The organism is Ruegeria sp. BG8 (genome assembly GCF_056538325.1).
Window position 1 is genome coordinate 173,848 of sequence record NZ_JBQFSZ010000001.1, and the last position, 15,108, is coordinate 188,955.

Sequence of the window (15,108 nt, forward strand, 5' to 3'; positions counted from 1 at the left end):
AAGCCCCTTACCAGCGGCGTTCAAAGCGGCGGCGCAGGATGACCGCGATGGTGTTCATTGTCACAAGGAAGATCAACAGGATGATGATGCCCCCCCATGCGCGTTCGTAAAAGGCCGGGTCGGCGCGTTTGGACCATTCGTAGATCTGCGCTGGCATAGCCGAGTTCGGAGACAGGAAGCCCGCCACCAGACCGTCCGGCGGGTTCGAGGCGATAAAGCCCACCATCCCGATCAGCAGCAGCGGCGCGGTTTCGCCAAGCGCTTGCGCCAGACCGATGATCGTACCAGTCAGGATGCCGGGTGCGGCCAGCGGCAGAACATGGTGGAACACCGCCTGCATTTTCGAGGCCCCTACCCCCAAAGCCGCGTCCCGGATCGAAGGCGGCACGGCTTTCAGAGACGCGCGCGTCGAGATGATGATCGTCGGCAGTGTCATCAGCGTCAGCACCAGACCACCCACCAGCGGGGCTGAGGTTGGCAGGTGCATGTAGTTGATGAACACGGCCAAACCCAGAATACCGAACACAATCGACGGCACAGCGGCCAGGTTCGAGATGTTAACCTCGATGATATCTGTCAGCCGGTTCTGCGGCGCAAATTCCTCAAGATAGATCGAGGCGGCAACCCCAATCGGCAGCGCCAGCGCCAGCACCACGAACATCATGAACAGCGACCCCAGCATCGAGACACCGATCCCCGCAGCCTCGGGCCGTTGGTCGGACGCGTCCGAGCCTAAGATGAAATCCGGGTTGAACGCCTTGTACAGAACGCCCGCATCCCGCAGTTGATCGACGAAATCCAGCTGAGCGACCGTGATGCTTTTGTCATTGGCGATGGAGTCGCGTGTGACGCGGCCCTTCATGTAGCCATCAACGCGGCTGTTGACCAAAAAGCGGAAGCTGACGGTTTTGCCGATCTCATCGGGATTAGCGATGACAAAGTTCCGCAACTCGGCCTGAGCAGCCTTGGACAGGATACCGCCCATTTCCTTTGGGCTAAGGTCTGTCTGGATGCCCAGCTCTTGCACTTCGGCCTCAATCGCCGAGGCGATCAGTGGCGCATAGCCAAAGGTCGAGACCTTCTTGATCTCATCGATATTGCGGTTGCCGTTCTTGTCCAGCTTGTCTTCCTTCAGCTCGACATTCAGCTCAAGAAAGCTCTGCTGGAAGGCACCGGTCCCGGCGGTCACAATGTTGGTGACCAGAACAATCAGCATCAACAAGCCAAGCGCGATGGCCGCGATACCGTACATTTTGAACCGGGTTTCGGCAGCGTTGCGACGTTTGGTGCGCGTGTCCTGCTCGAACAGCGAACCGCCCTTGGGCTTTGCAGCCGGAGCAGCGGCGGGTGTTTGGGAAATGTCGGTCATTCGTACTGCTCCCGGTATTTGCGTACGATGTAGAGGGCAAAGATATTCAGCCCCAGTGTGATGATGAACAGGGTCAGACCCAGTGCAAAGGCCACCAGTGTTTCCGCGCTGGCAAAGTCGGTATCGCCGGTCAACTGGCTGACGATCCGCGTGGTGATCGTGGTCATCGCCTCAAACGGGTTGCCCGAGAATTTGGCAATAGCACCAGCGGCCATCACAACGATCATCGTCTCACCGATGGCACGGCTGGCAGCCAGCAAGATCGCACCAACGATCCCCGGCAGCGCGGCGGGCAGAACCACCTGACGCACGGTTTCTGATTTGGTCGCGCCAAGACCCAAAGAGCCATCGCGCATCGATTGCGGTACCGCGTTGATGATGTCGTCCGACAGCGACGACACAAACGGGATCAACATGATGCCCATTACCAGACCGGCCGTGAGCACGGCATTGGAACTGGCCATCCATCCAACCCCAAGCGCTCCGCCGTCCCCGAACAGGGAAACAAGCGCAGGGCCGACTGTCAGCAAAGCAAACAAGCCGTAGACGATGGTGGGAATCCCCGCCAGGATCTCAAGCAAAGGTTTGGCTGCAGAGCGTACTGCTCCCGACGCGTATTCCGACAAGTAGATTGCCGCGAAAAGACCGATCGGCACCGCAACCAACAGCGCGATCAGCGAGATATACAGCGTGCCCCACAAGAGCGGCAAAATAGATAGCTCACTGCCACCGCGAAAGTTCGGGGCCCATGTGCTGCCAAAGAAAAAGTCTTTCCAGTCGTGCAGCTTAAAGAAATTGAGCGTTTCGAAGAACATCGAAAGAACAATGCCGACCGTGGTCAGAATGGCGATTGAGGCCGCCAGAAGCAGCAACGCCAGAACGCCCTGCTCAACCACATTGCGCGCACGAAACTCTTTATGAGTACGTATGTACGAGAAGGCACCACCCAGAAGCGCTACAAAAAGCACAATCACCTGCATCGCAACCGTTCCCGTTGCGGTCATGCTGCGATATTTCTGCGCCGCGTTCAGGATGGGTTTGGTTATGTCCTGTGTGAGGACCTGCCCTGCATCTTTTAGTTGCTGGGTAATCGTTTCAATATCTGCGTCAACGTTCCTTGCCTGAGCCTCGCTTATTGCACCCAGGCCGACGGCTCCGTCCAACCCGTCTGCAACACGGCGTACTTCGCTCAGCACCAATCCACGATCAGAGCCCTCGGCGATGACCGTGTCCGGAATCATGCCCGAGATCGTGTTGTTTATGACCAAAGGCTGGGCCAACAACCAAACGATCAATAGCCCCAAAGCGGGCACTATCGCGGTCAAGGCAACATTGTACCCGTAGTAGGATGGCAAAGAATGCAAGTCGCGCGCATCACCGCCAGCGGTAGCCAAGGCCCGCGAACGTCCTGTGAAAAAACCAATCACTGCCAGAGCAAGCAGGATGAGCAGCAGCCAAGATAACGACATTTTAGCCCCATTGGGATGGCAGTGGCAGAGTCAAAAAGAACCGGGGCGCGCTTAGACCGCCCCGGTTCCATAAGCAAGGGGTATTAGGAACCGCCGCCCAGAACGGTTTCGTTCGCAACTGCTTCCTGAACTTTTACCAGCTCAGGGTCCGAAACCAGACCGTACTCGGCCAACGGGCCATCGGGGCCAGCGATCTCGTCTGCGACGAAGAACTCAGCATATTCTTTCAGGCCGGGGATCACGCCGATGTGGGCTTTCTTGACGTAGAAGAACAGCGGACGCGAGACCGGATATTCGCCGGTTGCGATCGACTCGGTCGACGGAACGATACCGGACATGGTCGCAACCTGCAGCTTGTCGGTGTTGTTCTCATAGAACGCCAGACCAAAGACGCCAATGCCGTCTTTGTTGCTGTCGATACGGGCCAGAGTTTCAGTGTAGTCGCCGTCGATGTCGACCGAAACGCCGTCGGTGCGGATCGCGATGCACTGCTTTTCAGCGGCTTTCTTGTCGTCGCCGGCTGCTGCTTTGAAGACTTCGAAATCGCCCAGGTGCTCACACCCTGCCAGGATAACCTTGTCTTCGAACACTTCACGGGTGCCGTGCTTGGTGCCCGGGATGAAGGTTGCGATCGGCTGCGCCGGGAAGTCCGGGTTCACGTCGGCCCAGGTCTTGTTGGGGTTGTCGACAACCTCGCCGTCTACGACGATTTTCGCGGCCAGCGCTTTGTACCAGTCTTCCGGCGTGAACTCGAACGAGTTGCCGTTGATGTCGGATGCGAAAACGATGCCGTCATAACCGATCTGAACTTCGATGATGTCGGTTACGCCGTTTTCGGCACATGCTTTGATTTCTTTTTCGCGGATGGCGCGCGATGCGTTTGCAACGTCGATGGTGTTTTCGCCAACACCTTCACAGAAACGCTTCAGGCCAGCCGAAGAACCACCCGATTCAACAACCGGTGTCGGGAAATCAAAGTTTTCACCGAAGGCTTCCGCTACGATCGAAGCGTAAGGCAGAACAGTCGAAGAACCAGCAACCTGTACCTGGTCGCGCGCAGCAGCAGCAGTAGCCGAAACGGCAGCGATAGTCAGAGCCGAAGCCGACAGTTTTACAAAGGACATCTCAGTCTCCTTGAGAAAGATGGATAATGATCACCCCCATGATGATCTTGCCGCACCCCTAAGAGCCGCGCGTAAGCCTTTTGTGACAGGTTTGTAACGGTTTTATGACAACCGAATTTGTTCACATGAAAATCGCGGGATGTTTTGTCGCGGCCCACTACCTCATGGGCGACCTAAAAGGCCATTCACATCGGCAAAATGACTGTAAAAACAGAACCTTTACCCAAATCACTTTCAACCCGCAGGCGCCCTCGGTGGCGATTTACGATGTGTTTTACAATTGCCAGTCCAAGACCTGTTCCGCCCAATTGTCGCGACCTGTGACTGTCGGCTCGGTAGAATCGCTCTGTCAGACGCGGCAGGTGAACAGCATCGATTCCAGGGCCATTGTCGGCGACCTGAACACGTACCGCTGGCCCGCGCATCGCCGTATCCCGATCAGAGGCGAAGATGCTGACATCGACGCGTCCGCCCTTGCTGCCGTACTTAATCCCGTTTTCGATCAGATTGGTGAAAACCTGCCGCAACTGATCGCTGTCCCCGGCAATCGAAATCGGCTCCTGCCCCTCATTTAAACCAAGTTCCACACCGGCACTTTCAGCCAGAGGCCGAAGACTCAGGATCGTTGACCGCAACAAACCGGTAAGCTGGACCTGCTGTTTCGGGCGCACGCGCTCTTCGCTTTCGACGCGGTTCAGCGACAGCAGGTCATCGACCAGCCGATTCATACGGCTGGCTTCATCTGTCATGATCTGAAGGAACCTGTCGCGCGCAGCACTGTCATCACGGGCCGGACCACGCAATGTCTCGATAAAGCCCATCAGAGCGGTCAAAGGCGTCCTAAGCTCGTGGCTGACATTGGCCACAAAGTCACGCCTCATCTGTCCCGCCTGCTCCAGATGTGTGACATCCTGGAAAACGGCCAGCACCGCCCCACCAGAGACGGCCCCGACACCATTCATATAACGAAATTCAACTTCAAAAGTGGTGTCCTGCGCGCCATCGTTAGATAGGTGCCGGGTCTTGGCCGGGCCTTTGGTGCGAAGGCTCTGTTCCATCGCCTCAATAACTTGGGGCTGTCGAAGGATTGTCGCAAAATGCCGGGTTTCTATGTTTTGACCCAGCAGTGTTTTGGCGTCGGTGTTCGCTGCAATTATCCTTTCGGTCTGGTCCACCAGTAATGATGGCAAGGGAATGGCCGAGACGATCTCGCTAAGCTGCGCTTCTGGCATTTTTCTTTCTTTCCGAGGACTTCAGACAGGTTTCAGATTTTCCCGGAACCTACGCATATTGTTCTGGTAGTGTTGCGCGCTCAGCGTCAGCTTTTTTGCCGATGCTTCATCAAGCTGCCGCACGACCTTGCCCGGTGATCCCATCACTAGCGAATTATCTGGGATTTCCTTTCCTTCGGTGATCAACGCACCCGCTCCGATCAAGCAATTCTTGCCGATCTTTGCACCGTTCAAGACAATGGCGCCCATCCCGATCAACGAGTTTTCGCCGATCGTACAACCGTGCAGCATGACCTTGTGGCCAATCGTGCAGTTTTTCCCGATGGTCAAAGGGTACCCGGGATCAACATGCATCACGCAGTTTTCCTGTACGTTCGACCCTTCGCCTACGCGAATCTCTTCGTGATCGGCCCGAAGCGTGCTGCAAAACCAGACCGAGGCCCCCTCGTCCAGAACAACCTTCCCAATCAGATTGGCATCCGGCGCAACCCAAGTATCAGCGTGGAGTTGCGGCGTGAGGTCACCTAATGCGTATATGGTCATGATTGTCCCTCGAATTCGCTTTGCAGGGTGCGAACGTGGTTTTGCAACTTGGGCTGTTGAATGCGTCGCATTCTTTCGGCGCTGACGATGGTTTTCAGCTTTTCCTCGGTTGCATCAAGATCATCGTTGATCAGCACATAGTCGTAGTACCCCCAGTGACTGATCTCATCCCAGCTTTTCATCATACGTTTGGCGATCACGTCTTCGCTGTCCTGACCGCGGCTTTCCAACCGGCGACGCAGCTCAGGGATCGAAGGCGGCAGGATGAAAATGGACAGCGCATGTTTACCAAGGTCCGAATTCCGTATCTGCACCTCACCCTGCCAGTCCACGTCAAACAGAACGTCTTTGCCGCCATTGATCGACTGACGCACAGGGCCTGCAGGTGAGCCATAGAAGTTGCCAAAGACATGCGCGTGCTCAAGCATTTGCCCTTCGGCCACTTGCTGGCGGAATTCATCCTCGCTCAGGAAGAAGTACTCACGACCGTGTTCTTCACCGGTACGAGGGGCACGCGTTGTGGCCGAGACCGAGAACTCCAGATCGGTATCCCATTTCATCAACCGCTTGGCCAGGGTCGACTTCCCTGCCCCCGACGGTGAAGACAAAATGATAAGTAGGCCGCGTCGATCCGCCATTTGGGCGCTCCTGTCTTTATTCCACGTTCTGCACTTGCTCGCGCATCTGGTCTATTACGGCCTTCAACTCAAGCCCAACTGCGGTCAGATCTGCGCTTTGCGCCTTGGAGCAAAGTGTATTTGCCTCTCGATTGAATTCCTGCATCAGGAAATCCAGCTTGCGTCCGACCGCAGCATCCTGTTGCAGCAGGTCGTGTGCTGCAGCGACATGCGCCTTCAACCGGTCGATTTCTTCTGTAACGTCCGATTTGACGGCGATCAGCGCGAGTTCCTGTGCCAGACGATCAGGTTCAACCCCCTGTGCATTGTCCAGCACCCGCGCAAGATTTTCTTTCAGCGTTTCGGTCATTTTATCTTTGCGCAGTTCGGCCAGCTCTGCGGCGCGCCCGGTCAATTCGGCGACCTCTTCCAGCTGACCACCCAGAATCGCGGCCAGAGCCTGACCCTCGCTTTCGCGCATGCTGATAAAGTCGGCCAGAACGTCCGAAAATTCGGTTTTCAACTGCTCGACCAAGGGTGCGGGATCATCCACGTCACTGCCACCGTCGATCATACCCTTGAGCGATAGAAGATCGGCTGCGGAAGATGGAGCCAGCGTTACGTTCTGCTCGGTTGCCATCTCTTGTGCGCGTGACAATGCAGTGAGTACGGCCGTCATGGCCGCCTCGTTCAGAACGATATCCGGTACAGATTCGTCCCTGCTGAGCCGTAGCGACAGCGTTACGTTTCCACGATGTAGGGACTTAGATAACGTCGCACGCAAAGCGGCCTCGAGACCCGTAAGCCAGTCCGGCATGCGCAGTCGCAGGTCCAGCCCTTTGCCATTCACACTGCGCAGCTCCCACGTCCAGTTATGTGGCCCAAGCTCACCTTTCCCAGATGCGAATGCGGTCATGGATCTGATCATGCGGGCCCTTTCCGTCGCTGCGTGTCTTCACGTTCTGAGCGCACCTAATGGTATTGCTGCGTACAGGGCAAGAGTTAGCTGAGTTTGTCTATTCAGCGCTCAAGTTAACCATTCATTAAAGAATTCATCCAAAATTGAATAAACCCGTGTCAATTTGGCTGTTGTCAGCGCTGGTCTCCTTGGGGTGCCCCCGGTATCTGGCATTTTAGGAAAATCGTGGTCAAACGTTGCTAGGGTAATGAAATGAAATCCTTTTTCGGGAATGGATCCGGGTCAAGCTTTGGAAAGATCGTCGCTATGGACCGATTTGACAGTGGTCGCAGCCTGTCGCCCATCCGACAGGCCGAGGCCTATTGGACAGCGTTACTAACCGGCAACAGCGTTCCGATGCGGTCGCAAATCGATCCGCGTGGGCTGGAAAGCATTCTGGAATATACCTTTATCCTGGAGCGCATCGCTCCTGGACTTGCGCGTTTTCGGCTAGCCGGAAGCCACCTGAACAAACTGGCCGGTATGGAAGTTCGCGGCATGCCACTGACCGCCTTTTTCGAAGCTAACGCCAGAGCTTCCGTTACGAATGTTTTAGAACAGGTGTTTGCGTCACCTGCAGTTGCTGAATTGAAGCTTGAGTCGCACGGAAAACTTGGCCGCACGCGTCTAGAGGGGCGCATGATCTTGCTGCCGCTGAAAAGCGATCTGGGCGACATCAGCCGTGTACTCGGAGTGATGATCAGCGACGGTGCTGTCGGCGCGACTCCCAGACGTTTTGAAGTCAAAGACCACTCGCTGAGAAAAGTCTCAGACATTCAGACACCTCAACCCGCACAAAAACACGCGTCGGCTGGTTTTGCGGAAGACCCCACAGATTTCAAGCACGCGGGCTCGCACCTGCGGTTGGTTGTCTCGCGCGATGAATGATAGCCAAAATGAAAAAGGCGGGCCATGCGACCCGCCTTTCATGGTTACTATTAGCCTTAGCTGACGGCGCGTTTGGAGCGATCGCGACGCAGGTTCGTCAGCTCCTCTGCAACCAGGAACGCCAGTTCCAGCGACTGCGACGCATTCAGGCGAGGATCACACGCTGTATGGTAGCGGTCAGAAAGATCTTCTTCGGTCACCGCACGAATACCACCAGTGCATTCGGTGACATCCAAACCTGTCATCTCAAAGTGCACGCCGCCGGGTACAGTGCCTTCGGCCTGATGCACGCCAAAGAAGTCCCGCACTTCGTGCAGGACCGAGTCGAACGGACGTGTCTTGTAACCCGTCGCCGATTTGATCGTGTTGCCGTGCATCGGATCACAGACCCAAGTTACAGTGGCACCCTCTTCTTTGACGGCTTTGATCAGACGTGGCAGATGCTCACCCGCTTTACCTGCACCGAACCGGGCGATTAGGGTCAAGCGCCCTTCTTCGTTTTCGGGGTTCAACTTGGACATCAGAACCTTGAGGTCTTCGGCGGTAGTGGTCGGGCCACATTTCAAACCGATCGGGTTTTGAACACCACGGCAGAACTCGACATGTGCACCGTCGGGCTGACGGGTGCGGTCGCCGATCCAGATCATGTGACCAGAGCCTGCAAGCCAGTTGCCCGAGGTCGAGTCCAGACGGGTCAGTGCCTCTTCGTATTCCAGCAACAGCCCTTCGTGGCTGGTGTAGAATTCGACGGTCGAGAACTCGTGCGTGGTGTCGGCTGTGATTCCGGCCGCATCCATAAAGTCGATCGTGTCCTGAATGCGGTCCGCGATCTCGGAGTATTTCTGAACGTCCTGCTCATCCGTGAAGCCCAGGGTCCACGAGTGCACGCGGCTCATATCCGCGAAACCACCAGTCGAGAAGGCCCGCAGCAGGTTCAGGGTTGCCGCCGCCTGCGTATACGCTTGCAGCATCTTCGCCGGATTCGGAATGCGCGCTTCGGGTGTGAACGCCAGTTCGTTGATAATGTCGCCGCGGTAGCTAGGCAGCTCAACACCATCGACCACCTCGGTCGGCGCGCTGCGCGGCTTGGCAAATTGACCCGCCATACGACCGACTTTGACGACCGGTACCTTGGCGCCATAGGTCAGGACCATAGCCATCTGCAGCATTACCTTGAACGTGTCACGGATCGCATCCGCGCTGAATTGTTCAAAGCTTTCAGCACAATCCCCGCCCTGTAACAGGAAAGCTTCGCCACGGCCGGCGGCACCCAGATGCTGTTTCAGACGCCGCGCCTCACCTGCAAAGACCAGCGGGGGATACTGTGAAAGCTGGGCCTCGACCTTGGCCAGTGCGGCCGCGTCGGTATAATCTGGCATCTGAACCCGGGGCTTGTTGCGCCAGTTCGTTTTTTGCCATTCGGTCATAGCTTTGATCTCCGCTGAAGTATTCAGGTCGTCTCTATACAAAATGCAGCGAAGAGTGACCATATCCGATTTGCGCCCCTTGACGTCGTAAACAAGCTTTGATCATGGTGGCTGCCAAATCTGTCGCTGGGCCTACAGCCGCCGGGCGCCGAATCAAGGAACCCTCGCCATGCAAGAGCAACGCCAAGTTGTCACGGTGGAAGACACTGCGGCCAACCCGCGGAATTTCGTGTTTGTACTGTTGGACAAGTTCTCATTACTCTCGTTTGCCTCAGCGTTAGACAGCCTGCGCATTGCAAACCGCATGGCGGATAGAGAGCTTTATTCCTGGACTGTTGCGGGCGAAGGCGGCGAAACAGTGAAATGCTCGGCCGGAACTGAGTTCAAGCTGGACACTGATCTGGCGGAACTGCAGCGCGATGATGTGATCATGATCTGTGGTGGTGTCGATGTTCAAACGGCAACCACAAAGAAAGTTCTCAACTGGGTGCGCCGCGAAGCGCGGCGCGGGTTACGTATCGGTGGTTTGTGCACCGCGGCCTACTCCCTTGCCAAAGCCGGATTGCTGGATGGCAAGCGCGCCACAATCCACTGGGAAAACGCAGACAGTTTCATCGAAGAGTTCGATGAGGTCGAACTGACAAAATCAGTATTCCAGATTGACGGCAACCGGATGACCACCGCCGGGGGAACCTCTTCGATTGACCTGATGCTCAAGCTCATTGCGGATGACTATGGTGAAGATCTGGCGAATGCCGTGGCCGACCAGATGATCTACTCGTCGATCCGCACTGACCAGGACACTCAGCGGTTGTCGACACCGACCCGTATTGGCGTGCGCCACCCGAAGCTGAGTCAGGTCATCATGATGATGGAAAAGAACATCGAAGAGCCGATCTCGCCCTCGATTTTGGCCAAGGATGTGGGCATGTCCACACGCCAACTGGAACGGTTGTTCCGCCGCTATCTTAGCCGGTCACCCAAGCGCTATTACATGGAACTTCGGCTGCACAAGGCACGCAACCTTCTGATGCAAACGGATATGAGTGTCATCAACGTGGCGCTTGCCTGCGGTTTCGCCAGCCCCTCGCATTTCTCAAAATGCTACCGCGCCCACTACAACACGACCCCATACCGTGAGCGTGGGGCCCAGAGCGGGCGGTTGTCGGTCTAGTTAGGGGTCATGCGGTAAACCGCGCCCTGCCCAACTGAAACGAACCAGATCGAACCATCGGGAGCTTCGACGATATCACGAACGCGCTCTGTCTCGGGGCCTTCGATCTGTTCGACTTCGGTCAGAGGAGAACCCTCAAGACGGGCGATATAGTCAAACTTGAGGGAACCCACAAAGATATCACCCGCCCAACGCGGCCAGAGCTTGCCGGAATAAACCATCAAACCAGAAGGCGCTATCGAAGGATCCCAATAGTATTGGGGTTGTTCCATGCCCGGTTTAAAGCTTCCCTCTCCGATTGCTTTTCCCGAATAATGTCTCCCATAGGAGATGACGGGCCACCCATAGTTGCGCCCTGGCTTGACCAGATTTACTTCATCCCCACCGCGCGCGCCATGCTCGGATGTCCATAATTGGCCTTTGCCATCCAAACCTGCACCCTGCGGATTTCGATGACCGTAGGACCAAATCTCTGGCCGAATATCCGATTGCCCGACGAACGGGTTATCAGACGGCACTGACCCATTTCGATTGATCCGGATGATCGAACCAATATGGTTTGATTTGTCCTGCGCTTGCGGACGATCCCCACGGTCGCCGATCGTCACGAAAAGCGTGCCATCATCCGCTTCAACCACGCGCGACCCAAAGTGTCGACCACCTGACCCGCCCGGGACCGCTTCGAATAACACGCGCAGATCATTCAGACGACTACCGTCATCGGACAATCGAGCCACAGCGACAGCCGTTCCAGCCTTACTACCCTGAGGTTTCGAGTAGGTCAGGAAAACCTCGCGGCTGATCCGAAAATCCTTTGCCACGGTGATGTCCAGCAAACCGCCTTGCCCATTCGCCGCGACCTTTGGAACACCACGTAGTTTTTTGGCTTTTCCTTCAGAAACGAACAACAGGTCGCCATCACGCTCTGTGACCAGAAACCCGCCGTCCGGCAGCACACCCACGGCCCACGGTGTATCCAGCCCCGTTACCATGGCATCCACACGCACCGACCCTTGCGAAGTAGCCAGCACCTCGGCCCGAGCAAGGCCCATGCTCAGCAAAAGAACCAGAATCGCAAATGCACTGAATTTCATGTTCTCAACCTCTGACACGACGCACTACGCCTATGAGGATAAATAGAATTCCCAGACGCAAAGACACGTTTGCGTTAGGACTTTTCTTTTCCGGACAGCTTGCCTAGGGTCTTGGCCAGAACGAATACGTTCACAATAGGGAGTAACCATATGAAAAAGCTGCTTACAGCAACTGCAGCAACCGCTCTGCTTTCGGGCACAGCTATGGCCGAAGACGTAACGCTTGGCGTTCTGTTTGGCTTTACCGGACCGATTGAATCCCTCGCCCCAGCTATGGGTTCGGGTGCGGAAATGGCGATGGCCGAAGTTACCGAATCCGGAAAGCTTCTGGATGGCACCAAGGTGACCGCGTCACGCGCCGACACGGGATGCATTGATAACGGTCTGGCGACCTCAAACGGTGAGCGCATGATCGGCGACGGAGTTGCCGGCATTATCGGCGGCGACTGCTCTGGCGTCACCGGCGCGATCCTTCAGAACGTCGCGATTCCGAATGGCATGGTGATGATCTCGCCATCGGCTACCTCGCCCGGTCTGTCGACCATGGAAGATAACGGCCTGTTTTTCCGCACCGCACCGTCGGATGCGCGCGAAGGTCAGGTGATGGCCGATATCCTGAACGATCGCGGCATCAGCTCGATCGCTCTGACCTACACCAACAACGACTATGGCAAGGGTCTGGCAGACGCGATCCAATCCTCGTTCGAGGCGTCGGGTGGTGAAGTGACCATCGTTGCCGCGCACGAAGACGGCAAAGCCGACTACTCGGCCGAAGTGGGCGCGCTGGCTTCGGCCGGTGGCGACATTCTGGTTGTTGCGGGCTATCTGGACCAAGGCGGTCTGGGCATCATCCAGTCCGCGCTGGACAGCGGCGCGTTTGACACCTTCGGTCTGCCGGGCGGCATGATCGGTGACTCGCTGCCTGCAAACGTTGGCCCTGACCTGAATGGCTCGTTCGGTCAGATCGCCGGTTCTGGCGGTGAAGGTGCTGAAAAGTACTTTGCCATGGCCGAAGCCGCGGGCTTTGACGGCTCGTCGCCTTATTCACCAGAAAGCTATGACGCGGCTGCGCTGTTCATGCTGGCGATGCAAGCCGCAGGGTCGACCAACCCGGCCGAGTACGGTGCCAAGATCATGGACGTTGCCAACGCCCCGGGTGAGAAAATCTATCCCGGTGAACTGGCCAAGGGTCTGGAATTACTGGCTGCAGGGCAAGAGATCGACTATGTCGGCGCGTCGGGTGTTGAGCTGATCGGCCCTGGTGAAAGCGCAGGCTCGTATCGCGAGATCGAAGTCACCGACGGCGAAAACAAGACCGTCAGCTTCCGTTGATCCGACGTTAACAGTCATAAAAACAAGCAGCCCGGGCCTTGTGTCCGGGCTGTTTCAATGAAAAAAGGCCGCACCTCGGACACCGGGGGTGGGACAAGAACGCCGAAAACGGCGGCTAGGGGAAAAGATGATCGTCGTCGAAGACGTGCACAAGCATTTCGGCGGGTTTCATGCGGTGGACGGGGCATCGCTGGAAATCCAAAAGGGCTCGATCACCGGTCTGATCGGGCCGAACGGTGCCGGAAAAACCACTCTGTTCAACGTGATCGCGGGCGTGTTGCCGCCGACCAGCGGCAAGGTTTTCATGGATGGTGAGGATATCACCGGCCTGCCCCCGCATGAGCTGTTTCACAAGGGCCTGTTGCGCACCTTCCAGATCGCGCACGAGTTTTCCTCAATGTCCTGCCGCGAGAACCTGATGATGGTGCCGGGCGCGCAATCAGGTGAATCGCTTTGGAACACATGGTTCGGGCGCAAGCGGATCGCCGATGAAGAACGCGCGCTTCAAGCCAAGGCTGACGAAGTGCTTGAGTTCCTGACCATCGAACATCTGGCCGATCACAAGGCCGGTCAGGTCTCGGGCGGGCAAAAGAAACTGCTGGAACTTGGCCGCACCATGATGGTCGACGCCAAGATCGTGTTTCTGGACGAGGTCGGCGCGGGCGTGAACCGCACCCTGTTGATGACCATCGCCGACACGATCCTGCGCCTGAACAAGGAGCGCGGCTATACCTTCGTCGTCATCGAGCATGACATGGATTTCATCGGCAAGATCTGCGATCCGGTCATCTGTATGGCTGAGGGCAAGGTGCTGGCCGAAGGTACGCTGGACGAGATCAAAGCCAATGAGCAGGTGATCGAAGCCTATCTGGGCACCGGCCTCAAGAACAAAGACAAGCTGGAGGCCGGGGCATGAGCGACAACCCTTATCACGACGACAAGGGCAACAAAGACGCGTCGATCACCAACCCACATGGCGCGGGCACCATGACCCCCGCCCACCGCAAAAGCGGTGAGACGCATAAGGTTGATGGCGGTCCCTTCCTGATCGGTGACACCATGACCGGCGGGTATGGCAAGGGACCCGACATCCTGCACGACTGCACCATTGCCGTCGACAAGGGTGAGATTGCTGTGATCGTCGGCCCCAACGGTGCGGGTAAGTCCACCGCGATGAAGGCCGTGTTCGGAATGCTGGATGTGCGCTCGGGCGCGGTTCGGTTGGATGGTGAGGATATCACCGCGCTGACCCCTCAGGATCGGGTGATGCGCGGGATGGGCTTTGTGCCTCAGACGTCGAATATCTTTACCTCGATGACGGTAGAAGAGAACCTTGAGATGGGTGCCTTCATCCGTCGCGACGATATTTCTGAGACGATGGAGCAGGTCTATGACCTCTTCCCGATCCTGCGCGACAAGCGCAACCAAGCAGCCGGAGAGCTGTCGGGCGGTCAACGCCAACAGGTCGCCGTGGGCCGCGCGCTGATGACTCAGCCGAAGGTGCTGATGCTGGACGAACCGACCGCCGGTGTCTCGCCCATCGTGATGGATGAGCTGTTCGACCGGATCATCGAGGTCTCTCGCACCGGGTTGCCGATCCTGATGGTCGAACAGAACGCCCGTCAGGCGTTGGAGATCGCGGACAAAGGATATGTGTTAGTTCAGGGTCGCAACGCTTATACCGGCACGGGCAAAGAACTGCTGGCAGATCCTGAAGTGCGCAAGAGTTTCTTGGGGGGCTGAGGATGAATTTTTTTTTCACAGTGCCGCTGTTTTGGTTACTCCAAGCGTCCGTTCTTTGGGCCGCCTGGGATCAAACAGGATATCCTGCAAATTGCACTGTTTATTCCGCGTGCGAGAACGAAGTTTGTGTGCGTGCAA

14 protein-coding genes are annotated in these 15,108 nt (G+C 56.7%); 5 read left to right on the plus strand and 9 right to left on the minus strand.

Translation table 11 applies throughout. The annotated features are described in order from the left end of the window. Positions 1–7: 7 nt before the first annotated feature. The 7 genes from pstA to ACR0DG_RS00970 form a co-directional block, all read right to left on the minus strand. On the minus strand, positions 8–1,369 hold the full coding sequence (pstA, locus tag ACR0DG_RS00940; RefSeq protein ID WP_480693559.1) for a phosphate ABC transporter permease PstA: 1,362 nt from the start codon (positions 1,367–1,369) through the stop codon (positions 8–10). Continuing rightward, entirely contained in the window at positions 1,366–2,838 is a 1,473-nt protein-coding gene (gene pstC / locus ACR0DG_RS00945; protein ID WP_480693560.1) for a phosphate ABC transporter permease subunit PstC, read from the minus strand. Before pstC ends, pstA begins: the two co-directional genes overlap by 4 nt. Positions 2,839–2,921: 83 nt before the next feature. Then, the gene (locus tag ACR0DG_RS00950) at positions 2,922–3,962 is read right to left on the minus strand and encodes a substrate-binding domain-containing protein (protein WP_480693561.1); all 1,041 of its coding nucleotides are present in this window, start codon (positions 3,960–3,962) and stop codon (positions 2,922–2,924) included. Positions 3,963–4,147: 185 nt separating this feature from the next. After that, positions 4,148–5,194 carry an ATP-binding protein gene (locus ACR0DG_RS00955; protein ID WP_480693562.1) on the minus strand — a complete coding sequence of 349 codons (1,047 nt, stop codon included), beginning with the start codon at positions 5,192–5,194 and terminating at the stop codon, positions 4,148–4,150. Positions 5,195–5,215: 21 nt separating this feature from the next. Then, the gene (locus ACR0DG_RS00960; protein WP_480693563.1) at positions 5,216–5,737 is read right to left on the minus strand and encodes a gamma carbonic anhydrase family protein; all 522 of its coding nucleotides are present in this window, start codon (positions 5,735–5,737) and stop codon (positions 5,216–5,218) included. Next, entirely contained in the window at positions 5,734–6,375 is a 642-nt protein-coding gene (gene gmk, locus ACR0DG_RS00965; RefSeq protein ID WP_480693564.1) for a guanylate kinase, read from the minus strand. Before gmk ends, ACR0DG_RS00960 begins: the two co-directional genes overlap by 4 nt. A 16-nt stretch (positions 6,376–6,391) precedes the next feature. Then, positions 6,392–7,282, minus strand: coding sequence for a YicC/YloC family endoribonuclease (locus ACR0DG_RS00970; RefSeq protein WP_480707018.1), 891 nt, complete (start codon positions 7,280–7,282; stop codon positions 6,392–6,394). 243 nt (positions 7,283–7,525) lie between these two features. Here ACR0DG_RS00970 and ACR0DG_RS00975 point away from each other — a divergent pair, with 243 nt between their 5' ends. After that, positions 7,526–8,200 (plus strand): PAS domain-containing protein, encoded by a 675-nt coding sequence (locus ACR0DG_RS00975; protein ID WP_480693566.1) that lies wholly within the window; start codon positions 7,526–7,528, stop codon positions 8,198–8,200. A gap of 56 nt (positions 8,201–8,256) precedes the next feature. Here the strand turns inward: ACR0DG_RS00975 and ACR0DG_RS00980 are convergent, their stop codons facing one another. Beyond that, positions 8,257–9,627, minus strand: coding sequence for a class II 3-deoxy-7-phosphoheptulonate synthase (locus ACR0DG_RS00980; RefSeq protein ID WP_480693567.1), 1,371 nt, complete (start codon positions 9,625–9,627; stop codon positions 8,257–8,259). A gap of 169 nt (positions 9,628–9,796) precedes the next feature. Here ACR0DG_RS00980 and ACR0DG_RS00985 point away from each other — a divergent pair, with 169 nt between their 5' ends. Beyond that, the gene (locus tag ACR0DG_RS00985; protein ID WP_480693568.1) at positions 9,797–10,801 is read left to right on the plus strand and encodes a GlxA family transcriptional regulator; all 1,005 of its coding nucleotides are present in this window, start codon (positions 9,797–9,799) and stop codon (positions 10,799–10,801) included. Here the strand turns inward: ACR0DG_RS00985 and ACR0DG_RS00990 are convergent. Further along, the gene (locus ACR0DG_RS00990; protein ID WP_480693569.1) at positions 10,798–11,895 is read right to left on the minus strand and encodes a PQQ-dependent sugar dehydrogenase; all 1,098 of its coding nucleotides are present in this window, start codon (positions 11,893–11,895) and stop codon (positions 10,798–10,800) included. The genes ACR0DG_RS00985 and ACR0DG_RS00990 overlap by 4 nt on opposite strands. A 150-nt stretch (positions 11,896–12,045) precedes the next feature. On the opposite strand from ACR0DG_RS00990, the gene ACR0DG_RS00995 reads away from it, so the two are divergent. The 3 genes from ACR0DG_RS00995 (at position 12,046) to ACR0DG_RS01005 (ending at position 14,970) form a co-directional block, all read left to right on the plus strand. Next, positions 12,046–13,227: an ABC transporter substrate-binding protein gene (locus ACR0DG_RS00995; RefSeq protein ID WP_480693570.1), complete on the plus strand. Its 1,182-nt coding sequence runs from the start codon at positions 12,046–12,048 to the stop codon at positions 13,225–13,227. Positions 13,228–13,354: 127 nt separating this feature from the next. Then, complete coding sequence (locus ACR0DG_RS01000) at positions 13,355–14,143, plus strand: ABC transporter ATP-binding protein (RefSeq protein ID WP_480693571.1); 789 nt, start codon at positions 13,355–13,357, stop codon at positions 14,141–14,143. Continuing rightward, positions 14,140–14,970, plus strand: a complete 831-nt coding sequence (locus ACR0DG_RS01005) for an ABC transporter ATP-binding protein (RefSeq protein WP_480693572.1) — start codon at positions 14,140–14,142, stop codon at positions 14,968–14,970. The genes ACR0DG_RS01000 and ACR0DG_RS01005 overlap by 4 nt, the downstream gene beginning before the upstream one ends. The last annotated feature ends 138 nt before the right edge of the window (positions 14,971–15,108 follow it).

Bases quoted from the DNA above. Each gene is read 5' to 3' on its own strand.
- pstA (WP_480693559.1), bottom strand. From the start codon at position 1,369: ATGACCGACATTTCCCAAACACCCGCCGCTGCTCCGGCTGCAAAGCCC.
- pstC (WP_480693560.1), bottom strand. From the start codon at position 2,838: ATGTCGTTATCTTGGCTGCTGCTCATCCTGCTTGCTCTGGCAGTGATT.
- ACR0DG_RS00950 (WP_480693561.1), bottom strand. From the start codon at position 3,962: ATGTCCTTTGTAAAACTGTCGGCTTCGGCTCTGACTATCGCTGCCGTT.
- ACR0DG_RS00955 (WP_480693562.1), bottom strand. From the start codon at position 5,194: ATGCCAGAAGCGCAGCTTAGCGAGATCGTCTCGGCCATTCCCTTGCCA.
- ACR0DG_RS00960 (WP_480693563.1), bottom strand. From the start codon at position 5,737: ATGACCATATACGCATTAGGTGACCTCACGCCGCAACTCCACGCTGAT.
- gmk (WP_480693564.1), bottom strand. From the start codon at position 6,375: ATGGCGGATCGACGCGGCCTACTTATCATTTTGTCTTCACCGTCGGGG.
- ACR0DG_RS00970 (WP_480707018.1), bottom strand. From the start codon at position 7,282: ATGATCAGATCCATGACCGCATTCGCATCTGGGAAAGGTGAGCTTGGG.
- ACR0DG_RS00975 (WP_480693566.1), top strand. From the start codon at position 7,526: ATGAAATCCTTTTTCGGGAATGGATCCGGGTCAAGCTTTGGAAAGATC.
- ACR0DG_RS00980 (WP_480693567.1), bottom strand. From the start codon at position 9,627: ATGACCGAATGGCAAAAAACGAACTGGCGCAACAAGCCCCGGGTTCAG.
- ACR0DG_RS00985 (WP_480693568.1), top strand. From the start codon at position 9,797: ATGCAAGAGCAACGCCAAGTTGTCACGGTGGAAGACACTGCGGCCAAC.
- ACR0DG_RS00990 (WP_480693569.1), bottom strand. From the start codon at position 11,895: ATGAAATTCAGTGCATTTGCGATTCTGGTTCTTTTGCTGAGCATGGGC.
- ACR0DG_RS00995 (WP_480693570.1), top strand. From the start codon at position 12,046: ATGAAAAAGCTGCTTACAGCAACTGCAGCAACCGCTCTGCTTTCGGGC.
- ACR0DG_RS01000 (WP_480693571.1), top strand. From the start codon at position 13,355: ATGATCGTCGTCGAAGACGTGCACAAGCATTTCGGCGGGTTTCATGCG.
- ACR0DG_RS01005 (WP_480693572.1), top strand. From the start codon at position 14,140: ATGAGCGACAACCCTTATCACGACGACAAGGGCAACAAAGACGCGTCG.